The 10,805-nt window shown below is 37.6% G+C and carries 9 protein-coding genes; all 9 read right to left on the reverse strand.

Annotation, left to right across the window (positions count from 1 at the left end; translation table 11 throughout):
- Window positions 1-5: 5 nt before the first annotated feature.
- The 9 genes from J7E66_RS20760 to ltaS all read right to left on the reverse strand — a co-directional run bounded on the left by J7E66_RS20760 (window position 6) and on the right by ltaS (window position 10,562).
- Window positions 6-1,103 (reverse strand): sulfate permease, encoded by a 1,098-nt coding sequence (locus tag J7E66_RS20760; protein ID WP_308162556.1) that lies wholly within the window; start codon window positions 1,101-1,103, stop codon window positions 6-8.
- A gap of 8 nt (window positions 1,104-1,111) precedes the next feature.
- Window positions 1,112-1,828, reverse strand: coding sequence for a phosphoadenylyl-sulfate reductase (locus J7E66_RS20765; RefSeq protein ID WP_215003328.1), 717 nt, complete (start codon window positions 1,826-1,828; stop codon window positions 1,112-1,114).
- Window positions 1,829-1,906: 78 nt separating this feature from the next.
- Window positions 1,907-2,062 (reverse strand): YezD family protein, encoded by a 156-nt coding sequence (locus tag J7E66_RS20770; RefSeq protein ID WP_285289242.1) that lies wholly within the window; start codon window positions 2,060-2,062, stop codon window positions 1,907-1,909.
- Window positions 2,063-2,249: 187 nt separating this feature from the next.
- Window positions 2,250-3,341, reverse strand: a complete 1,092-nt coding sequence (locus J7E66_RS20775; protein WP_215003330.1) for a GerAB/ArcD/ProY family transporter — start codon at window positions 3,339-3,341, stop codon at window positions 2,250-2,252.
- Between the two features lie 21 nt (window positions 3,342-3,362).
- Window positions 3,363-3,572 carry a hypothetical protein gene (locus J7E66_RS20780; RefSeq protein WP_214712941.1) on the reverse strand — a complete coding sequence of 70 codons (210 nt, stop codon included), beginning with the start codon at window positions 3,570-3,572 and terminating at the stop codon, window positions 3,363-3,365.
- A gap of 9 nt (window positions 3,573-3,581) precedes the next feature.
- The gene (locus tag J7E66_RS20785; RefSeq protein WP_215003332.1) at window positions 3,582-4,844 is read right to left on the reverse strand and encodes a Ger(x)C family spore germination protein; all 1,263 of its coding nucleotides are present in this window, start codon (window positions 4,842-4,844) and stop codon (window positions 3,582-3,584) included.
- The gene (locus tag J7E66_RS20790) at window positions 4,837-6,372 is read right to left on the reverse strand and encodes a spore germination protein (protein ID WP_215003334.1); all 1,536 of its coding nucleotides are present in this window, start codon (window positions 6,370-6,372) and stop codon (window positions 4,837-4,839) included. The genes J7E66_RS20785 and J7E66_RS20790 overlap by 8 nt, the downstream gene beginning before the upstream one ends.
- Before the next feature lie 73 nt (window positions 6,373-6,445).
- A complete protein-coding gene (locus J7E66_RS20795; protein ID WP_215003336.1) occupies window positions 6,446-8,473 on the reverse strand; it encodes a YhgE/Pip domain-containing protein in 2,028 nt (675 codons plus the stop codon).
- Window positions 8,474-8,609: 136 nt separating this feature from the next.
- Window positions 8,610-10,562 (reverse strand): lipoteichoic acid synthase, encoded by a 1,953-nt coding sequence (ltaS, locus tag J7E66_RS20800; protein WP_215003338.1) that lies wholly within the window; start codon window positions 10,560-10,562, stop codon window positions 8,610-8,612.
- Window positions 10,563-10,805: the final 243 nt, after the last annotated feature.

Genomic DNA, 10,805 nt, shown 5'->3' on the forward strand with positions numbered 1-10,805 from the left:
TTTGATCAACCTTTCTCTACAAATTTTAATTTATTCGCTACTTTTGTATTTGGGACTACTACCTTCGAAGGTGTTTTCTTCATTAGGAACATCACACCAAAAACGGAGATTAGAACACCTATCATTGCAATAATTGGATAGAAGTTCTGTTCAATCACCAATTGAATAATGGTGTATGAAAGCACCATCGATAAAACAGGAGAAACAATCCAAACAGTTAGTAGTTTAACCACGATATCCTTTTTTAGGACTGCCTTCCCATATTTAGCATAGCCAATTCCGATTATGGAGGAAGTGGTAATTTGCGTTAATGGGACCGGAATTCCAAAAAGAGAGGCAGCAGTAACAATACTTGCACCAGTACCAGAAATTACACAACCTTCTTCTATCCTGAGAGTCGTTATTTTTTTCCCATTGGTTTCAAGCACTCGGTTTCCGAGAAAGAATGCACCGAGTGCAACGGCTAGACCGCCCCAGATGACCGCATCTCCCTTATGCATTAATCCTGCGGCAACAAGTGGTCCAACTGCATTTGCTACATTATTCATTCCAGCGGAGAAGGCTTCAAACAAGCCCATAAGAACAACTATGATTGCTAATATAGGACCAGCTTTTGACTTATCCATCCATGTTTTAATGAATGGTCGCCTCAACAGTGATGCAGCCAAAATGGCAATAACAAATGCAGCAAAAGGAGTAAGCAGCCAAAACATTGCTATCCACAAAACCTTGCCTACAAAAACCGATTGATAGACTACACCAGCTCCAATAACTGATCCTACTGCCACTTCGCTGGTCGAAAGAGGAATCCCAAAAATGTTGGCAAGGAATAATGATAATGCTGCTGAGGCAAGCACAATCAAGGCAATCGCCGTCGTAAATGTACTGCTAGGGACAATCCCGCTCCCAATAGTCTTTACGACTTCCTCTCCACCTAGCCAAGCACCTAGGAAAACTGCAATGGCACAAAGAGCCAATGCCTTTCTTTTTGCTATTACACCGGCTCCATAGGATATACCCATCGACGCTGCAGCACCACTAGCACCAATATTTACTGCAAAAAATAATCCTATTGAAACCGCAATTATGGTAAGCGTAGGAATGACCTCCTTTACTTAGAGTGCAAACCGCACTCCGTTTTACTGCTTCCCGTCCAACGCCCATCTCGGGAATCACCATTTGTTCCGACGGCCTGTGTACATGGGAAACAGCCAATACTTGGATAGTTTTGATCATGCAATTGGTTATAAGGGAGGTCTCTTTCCCTGATGTACGACCAAACCTCATCCCACGTCCAATGAATTAATGGACAGATTTTTATATTTTTAAATTTATCATCTTTGTTAACGAATTGCGTATCCTTCCTTGTTGGCGACTGTTCTCTCCGAAGACCTGAAATCCATGCATCTTTTGGAGTCAATGCCTCGCGCAGAGGGATGACCTTTCTGATTTGGCAGCATTGGTTTGGATCACGTTTCCATAATGCCGAGCCATATTCTGCTGCTTGTTGGTCTAAACTCAAATCAGGGGTTTTTCGCTCGATTTGTAACTCTGGAAAACGAGCTTCAATCTTATCAATCACTTCATACGTTTCAGGAAAGTGGAGCCCTGTATCTAAAAAAACAATCTGAGCATCTTTTTTTACCTGATAAATCAAATCGATTAATACAATTGCTTCAGCACCAAAACTGGATGCATAGATAATTTTCCCTTCAGGATAATTGCTATATGCCCACTCTAAAACAGACCTGGCACCCTTTGTCTCATCCTGAATAGTGAAGTTTTCCGAGATTTCACTCCAATTATTATAAGTCACTGTTCTTGTCATCCTCTAGGGACCCCCTTTGTCAAAATACAAAAGCTGTCTCCCACCCAAAAAGGTGTAGACCGCCTCAAGTTTTTCTAGTCAGCGAATTTTATTTGATTGAAGACGAACCTTTTCATTTTTCTCAATTTGTACTATTTTTCCATCCTGAACTACTAGTGTAATAGATCCATATTTTAATGTGTCCAGCATACGTTCAATATGTTCCTTTACTTCCTGCCATTCTGAACCTTCCAGATGATTCGCCTCCCTTTAAAAAACTCATTGAATTGTTAAATTAAGATTAATCCTACCATACGCATAGGAATTGTCAATATAATTTATTATAATATTTAAAAAATCCTAGAGTGTTCCAAAATTAAAAAGAGGCATACATTCATTCGAATGTCTGCCTAGTCCTATCCAAGGAACTAAAGACCAGTTCTTATACCGTTTTTTTCTTTTTCAGCATCATTGTAATGAATAGGAATAGAAGTGGTAGAGCCGCTCCCATTAGAATATTTAAGGGGACATATGACTGAAACAGAAATTCATTTATTTCGGAATAGTTCTTGGCGAAAAGTACGGCACCTACACCGATTAACCATCCGAATGGAATGATAAAAGGTTTGTATGTATCGGTTTTGAATATTTGTGCGGTCCCAAGGCACAGCCCATAGAAGAATAAAGAAATACGTATCATTAATCCAACCGTCCAAAAGAGAATCGCAATGGCATCAAAGCGATTGATTACATCGCCTGCTTCAATATACCTTACTTCCGAAAAAGTAGGAAAAGCCATTTTCGCGGCTTCCTCTGGCCCAAATAGTGCTATAGGCCCTGTGATAGGCCCTAAAAAGAAGATCAATGTTAAAAGTGCGCTATAAATCCCTGTTTTCATTAGTTTTTTTGGATTTTGAACATACGGTAAAACCATTCCCATTATTGCAAATTCACCAAACCACCCCATTACGGTGAGCGAGCCCAAAGAAACGGGGTATAACCCGTTACCTAAAAAAGGCAGGAGGTTGGTATAATCCTTTTTTTCATTTATGGTTAAGATTACAACAGCCATGGCGAAAATGAACAAAACCGGCAACATCACCTGGTTCAATCTTCCTAATGTTTCAAGACCTTTATGAACGATATAGATTGATAATAGAAGAATCACCGTAATAAATGCCCACATTGGTGTTTCCATCATAATTCTTTTATAAGCCTCCGCGTAGAGTCTTGTTGCCAAACATGCCATGATAAAAAAATAAAACAAATATAGGAATCCCAGTATTTTCCCAATCCAAGAGAAATGCTGAAAAAGAATTTCAATTAAAGTTAAGCCTGGAAATCGCTGAGAAAGCTTAACCAACGAGACTATTCCAATGAGCCCCAGTGCACTTCCGAATATTCCTGCAATCCAGCCATCTTGCTTACTATGTGCCATCACAACCGTCAAAATAATTAAATGCCCGATGATCGTCAAAGAAGTGATCGCTAACATAGAAGTCTGAATATTACTAATTCTTCCCTTTTCAATCATAGGAAATTCCCTCCAATCATACTAAAACGGGCTTATTGTATTAAATAATTTTGATAAGGATGGAAGCTGGAATTCGTATATCAACACACCACCTAAAACAATTGCTAATCCCAGGATACCCATTTGAATAAACATCACTTTTTTCTCTTTCTTTTTCCAGGAAGTATATAGATGAAAAACTGTTGTGATACCTACTAGTATGATAAATAGTAAGAAGAATAACGTTTTCATTTTTTCCCTCTATTCTGATGTAGTTCCTTTTTGTAAGCCAAATCTTGTTATGGAAAAATCTATGTTTATATCGATGTCTGTATCTTTAAAACCATCCTTTTTCCATGACGAAGCCATTCCCCTCCAATCTTCAGGATATTTCCGTTTAAATTGGTCACCAAAGCCAATGATATCTGTATTCCAGTCATATTTAATCTTTCTAAACAAATCATCTATTTCTTTTCTTACTATTCCTTCAACCTGGCGATTTAGGTTAGCTAAATAATTACTTGAAATAGAAGGGGTTGAACAGGTTATCTCACTGATTTCACCGTCGGCATGAATATCAACATGAAAAACAATCTTCGAATCATTCTTTTCGGGTGAAATTGAGGTGTTTACCTTTCTTATGGTGAGACTAGTGTTCCCTTCACTTGGCCCATCTCCACAAGGAGCAACGATCACATCTTTAACTAAGTCTCCTTTCAGCCACAATAAGCCATTCGTCTCCTCTTTATTCAAGTATCCAACTAATTTCCCTTTTTTAAACACAGCTGTTTCGTTTAAACTTAGTGAAGCCTCTCTACTTTCTTGAGGAATCAGACTTTTACTACTTTCTTTTGCAATGGGTTCCACTTTTCCTGTTTTAGCTAATTCATCATTCTTAATTGAGGTAGATAGTACCCCTGTATAAGGTTCCGTTGAAACACTGCTTAATGCCTCTGAAAATTTACTAAGGTCTTTGACCATGGAAGATGTGGCATACCGATTCGTCGCAAACATGCCTCTTATTTCCAAACCAAGTGTTGGCTTTAACTCTGGTTTTGTGGTAATAATATCCTTTGCCTTCCCTTTTGTTACATAAAGTTGCAAATTCGGACGAAAATCATTTTCTCTTTTAAAATAATCTAAACTTTGCTCCAAGTTTTCCTTAGAAGCAAAAGTGTTTCCCAAAACAAGTACATTCATGTGTCCAAAATAAAGTCTTTTCGGGATTGAACTAGATAATCTGGAAATAGCTTGGACTATGCTTTTACCGGTTGTAGAAATAATTAAAGAATTCTCACCTTTTCCATCCGAATTATTTTTTGATGTTAACGAAAATATTTGGTAAGTCTTTACAATGGATGCTGTGATTTCATATTCTCCTTTTTCATTGATATCAATTCCCATGATATCAGTGACTGCAATTTCCTCTGCCTCATGTGAGCTCCAGCAGCCTGTTAAAGAAATAAGCAAAAAAGAATTAATAACAATGATTATTAAACATCTAAACTTACTGATATTACTCATCCTTTTTCTCCTTACTGCCTACTGATGATGAAGAAGCCTCTCCACTTCGGTGGAAATTGTTGATATGCATACCTGGAATACGCGACTTCATTCCCCACCAAGGAGCCCGAATAAAGACATCCTTCCAGCCCTGATAGAATGCAGGTGATACTGGCGAAAAATAGGGAACACCGAAAGAACGCAGACTAATAACATGGGTTAAGCCGAACATCAGACCAATAAGGATACCCATGAATCCAAAAAAACCAGCCAAAATAAGCAAGGGAATGCCTAACATTCTAATTATTTGGTGAAACGCATAGTTTGGCATAATAAATGATGTTAACGCTGTGATCGAAACAACAATGCTTAAAACTGGCCCAATAATTCCAGCCTGCACCGCCGCTTGGCCAATGATAACTAAAGCAAGAGTGATTATTATTGGACTCCCAAACGTTTTAGGCATTCGCAAGCCAGCTTCCCGAATCAGTTCGTAAGTCATGACCATAAAGATCGCTTCAATTAAAACGGGATATGGAAGACCTTCACGGCTCCCGGCAATTCTCAATAGAAGTGTTGTTTGTAATAAATCGGGATGAAAGGTGGTCAATGCTACATAAAAAGCAGGAAGGATTAAGGTTACAAAAAGCCCCAAAAATCGGACCCAACGAACCATTGTTGCAGCTAGCGAACTATCGTAATAATCCTGACTGGTGTGGAGGAATTCCACAAAAAGGGCAGGTGCTGTCAATACAAAGGGAGACCCATCAATGATAATGGCGACCTTTCCATCAAGTAAGCTCCCACATACTTTATCTGGACGATCAGTATTGTAAATGGTTGGGAACGGAGACCGTTTTGAATCTTGGATTAGAGACTCAATATATTGACTATCTAATATTCCATCAATGTCTATTTTGGAAAGCCGGTCTTTTATTTCTTGGACAATTTCCTCACTAGCAATTCCGGCCATATATAAAATGCCTATTTTTGTATTGGTTTGTCGACCCAGGGTTAGAAATTTTACTTTTAATTGTGGAGTTCGTATCCGTTTACGTACAAGCGCTAGGTTTGTGTCTAAATCCTCGATAAAACCCTCACGCGGCCCGCGAACAGTTCGTTCAGTAACAGCCTCCATTATGGCTCTGCCCGTATATTTAGCCGTTTGCAGCATATATGCCTGGTCTTCATTATCAATCAATAAAATAGTATTCCCTAATAACAACTGTTCAACGATTGTACTTAAACTATTTGAATGTTTAACATTATTAGATAAAAAATTCTTTTTTATGAAATTTTGATTGGTTTGTTTTGTACTGACGGTGTGATGTTCATTGATGGTTACGACATGACTTTCGATTTCGGTTAACAATTGAAGGTCGACCATTCCTGGATGGTAGATTAAACATCCTTCAACATTTGAAATGTCCATGTGTTTATATTCCAGATCTTCACAGGATTCGAACACGCACTTAATAGAAGCAATGTTTTCAATTAGCGAGGAAGATAGAAAACTATACACACTCAAATTTTGCTGGCCACTTACCACAATCTCCACCTCCATAACTAATAGTGTTTTACTTAGTTTTAAAAATATACAACCTACACAGTAATTAATTGAACTAAGGAATAATCTTTGATGTCCTTGCTTTTTCTGCTGTTTGTTGAATCCGTTTGCTTAATGGTTTTTTTAATATCAGTGCTACAAGAAAACTAATGAATACAAAGACAATTAATGAAAGGATATCTTTAAAAACCACCTCTTTGATCATTCCACCGACCGTTTCACGGAGCATGCTTACCGCATAAGTAAACGGCATAAAGGGGTTTAATTTTTGAAAAAAGGAAGAGGTCAAACTAACTGGAAACGTAGCTCCCGAACTAGATATTTGCAGGACTAAGAAAAGGATTGCTAAACCTTTTCCAATATTTCCGAAAACCGAACATAAGGAATACGTAATCGTAACAAACACGATACTGATAAAAATGCTTAAAAGTACAAACCAAAGTTTGTCCACAGCATACGTGTGAATTAAAAACAAATCACCCAGAGCTACAATGGCTGCTTGGAAGATGCCGATCGTCACAAATGTTAGCAGCCTCCCTAAATAGATTTGGTAGCTTTTGTATCTATTCTCAGGGTCATCGACATCTACTTTTAAGGAAGCAATCAGGAGAGTGGCTCCGACCCATAGAGCCAGCATCGTATAAAAGGGGGTCATCGCCGATCCATAATTCGGGATAGGAAATAACCTTTTCGTTTTCAATAGGATTGGGCTCGATAAAAAGTTACTTTCTTTTTGAGGATCATGTTTAAGAAATTGGATTAAATCATTTATATTCACACTGCCTTCAAACTTACGGATTTTATCGGCCGCACTTCTAATTTTAGTTTCAAATCCTGGTAAGTCATTTCGAGCTAAGTCCGCTGCTTTATGAACAACTTTTACAAGTTCGGGAAGCCTCGTTTGAACAAGGTTCCTTGCTCTTCGAATATCTTCCTCCACTTTTGGCAAATCATTCCGCACAAAATCAGCCGCCTTATGTAGTTTCTGTTCAACCCTGGGCAAATCATTTTTAAAAAATAAGGCTGCTGAATTTATAACCCGGGTTGCTTCGTCCACTTTCTGTTGAATGCCAGTCCGAGTTTCATAGATGCTACTATGGATTTTTACTAACTCCTCGTACAATTGGTCTAATTGCTCTTGATTTGCTGTAGTATCTACCTGTTTTGTATCTTTAACGCTTTGGATTGCTTGTTTAAGTTTCGTTTCTATCTCGTTTAAATTCGAGACTACTTCTGAAATAATATCGGTGGTACGCTGAATATCAGTAAGTTTCCCTTGTAGTACAATCACTTTGTCCCCGGCGTCCTTTATAATTGGCAAACTAGCTTCAGCCTTCAAGATACTGGTGCCGGCCTGCTGGATTTCGGGTATTCTTTGTTCAAGCTCAATAATTTTCTGTCCCTTTGCTTGTATTTCGGGCAGCCTCTCCTCCAGTTCTATCGCCTTTTTTCCCATTTCCTCAATCTGCGGTAATGCTTTTTCCAATTCAAAGATTTGTTTCTCAACATTATGAATGGATGGCAATGCTTGCTCAAGCTCAATACCTGCTCTATAAAATACAGAGAATAATTCATTCCCCACCGTTTTAATAAACGCCTGACTAATTTGCGCCGTAACACTCGATGCCCCTGAGTTTGCAATTTTCGGCGCCACGGCATTGATTTTTTCGTTAACAGCGAACTCTATGTTTGGTTTTTGGGGGTTCACTTCTAAAATACTCGTAAGTTTCTTTGAAAAATCCTTTGGGATAATGAGATATGCATAGTAATGCCCTTTCTCTACGCCACTCTGTGCATCGCCCCGATTCACAAAAACCCAACCAAGCTGGTGATTCTTTTTTAGACTTTTTACAGTATCATTTCCAACATTAAATTTCTTCCCACGAATTTCCGCTCCTTCATCCTCGTTGCTAACAGCTACCCGAATCCCCGATGTATTGCCGTAAGGGTCCCACATCGATTTGATATTAACCCATGCATAGGCAGAAGGCAGGATCATTAGTGCCCCAATTAACAAAACTACAGTTGGAACTCTAAATATATTTCTCCAATCTGTTTGGTAAATATGAAAAATCTTTCCCACTATTTCCCCCACCTTTCACTAGTAGTCCATGATCTTATCTTCCTACTATGTACAGGAAAAGATTCAGGAAATAGAAACAAAATACACAAAGAGGGCTGCCTAAGAAAATTTACTTAGGCAGCCCTCTTTGTTTTATTTACTTATTGGGTTCCACATCAGTCGTGGGATTATAGTTATATTTTGAACGGTCGACAGGAATAAACGTTTCAGGTTTGTAGAAACGTAATAAATCTCCATTTACAACTTTATCTGATAGCTTTAATTTATATTCGACGATTTTCTGATCTTTCTTAGCTTCTTCGGTTTTAGATTTTTCTAATTTCATTCCCGTTTTGGAATCATAGAATTTACCATCAATAGAGGTGATAGTTGAACTTACAAAGCCTCCATCTCTGAAAGGAACTACATCATCATGCTGTTTAGATAATAGGTCGGTTCCAAATTGAACATACTCTTTTGTGTCCGTGCCAAGCAAATGAAGAAGTGTTGGAAGAAGATCGATTTGACCACCGTACTCGTGGTTTACTCCACCTTCCATTCCTGGTACACGAATAAATAATGGCACTCGTTGTAAGCCAGCATTTTCGAAAGGAGTAATTTCTTTTCCCATCACCTGTTCCATTGCTTTATTATGATTTTCTGAAATTCCATAATGATCACCGTACATGACAATAATCGAATGATCATATAATCCTGATTTTTTCAGGTAGTCAAAGAATTGCTTCAATGCTTCGTCCGCATATCGTGCAGTTTGAAAATACCCATCAACCGATTTATCACCCGTTGTACCTGGTGCAATCGTTGCGTCTTCTTCATTAATCGGGTACGGATAATGATTCGATACGGTAATAAATTTTGTATAGAATGGCTCTGGTAAAGATTCCAAAAGTGGAATCGATTGTTCATAAAATGGCTTATCCATCAGTCCATACTCTGCTAGATCTTTAGAATCTATTTGATAGTAGTTTGAATCAAAGAACTTGTTAAAACCAAATGATTTATAAATTTCATTACGATTCCAGAAGCTTCCTGAATTCCCGTGAAATACAGCAGACGTATAGCCTTGCTGACCTAGTATTGCGGGAGCAGCTTCATATGTGTTTAAACCTTTTGTCGTATATGCTGACCCTTGTGGTAATCCATATAATGAATTTTCTAACATGAATTCAGCATCAGATGTTTTACCTTGACCTGTTTGATGGAAGAAATTATCAAAGTAAAGCGTATTTTGATCTTTCGTTAATGAATTTAAAAATGGTGTTACTTCTTCCCCATTCAACTTGTAATTAATAAGGAAGTTTTGCATTGATTCAAGATGAAGATAGATTACATTCATTCCTTTTCCAGCACCAAAGTAAGCTGGATTTGGCTTTGCATAATTCGATTTTGTATAGTTAACGACTTCAGTAATATCATCACTGCTCGCCATAACCCTTTGAGCGGATGCTTTCGTACTTTGAACTGCATCATAAATGGTGTAATTGTACATACCTAAATACTTCACAATATAATTACGGTCAAATCCTCTGGTTAATAATTGAGGGCGGTCTGTTTCAGCTAGGGCTAGATTCGCACTAGAAATCGCAAGAGCCATTGAGAATAATGCTGCGACTTTTCCGCGATTCATGTCATTAGCATCAATTTTCACAAAACGTAAAACAAGTAAGGCAGCCAAAATAATGATATCAATGAAGAATAAGAAATCATACGGTTTTAATAGGGATGTCACACTTCCGCTTACATCGCCAAAATTTTGTGTCTGCGTTAATGTTGGTAGAGTAATAAAATCATTAAAGAAACGGTAAAATATGATATTCGCATATAATAAAATCGATAAAAGAAAATCGATGACAATCAGCCCAATATACTTTTTTCTACCTTTTAAAAAGAAAGAAAGTCCTAAGAAAAGTAAAGCAGAACCGAGCGGATTTATAAATAATAGAAACTTCTGAAGTGAATTTTCTATTCCTAAGTCAAATTGTGTTAATTGAACGATATATGTCTTTATCCATAGGAAAAATACAGTCAAAAAGAAAAAGCCAACATATTTATTAAAAATACTTTGACCTTTTTGAAATACGTTATTCATATAGCACCTGCCTTGTAGTCTATTATTATATAATTTTAGTCATTATTTTAAATTTAATGGGTAGATACTGTTCCCAATAGTCTATCATCTATATTAGCATTTAAATATGAACAATCCATGAATATTTCAAAAAATGGTTAAATCACCAACACAAGAACATTACTATACTCCTTTTTTTTTTAATGTCAAGGACTCGGTAAAAAAATAAGAAACTGACCCTACCGTTAATGATGCGTTAACGGA

Source organism: Bacillus sp. ISL-7 (assembly GCF_018613065.1).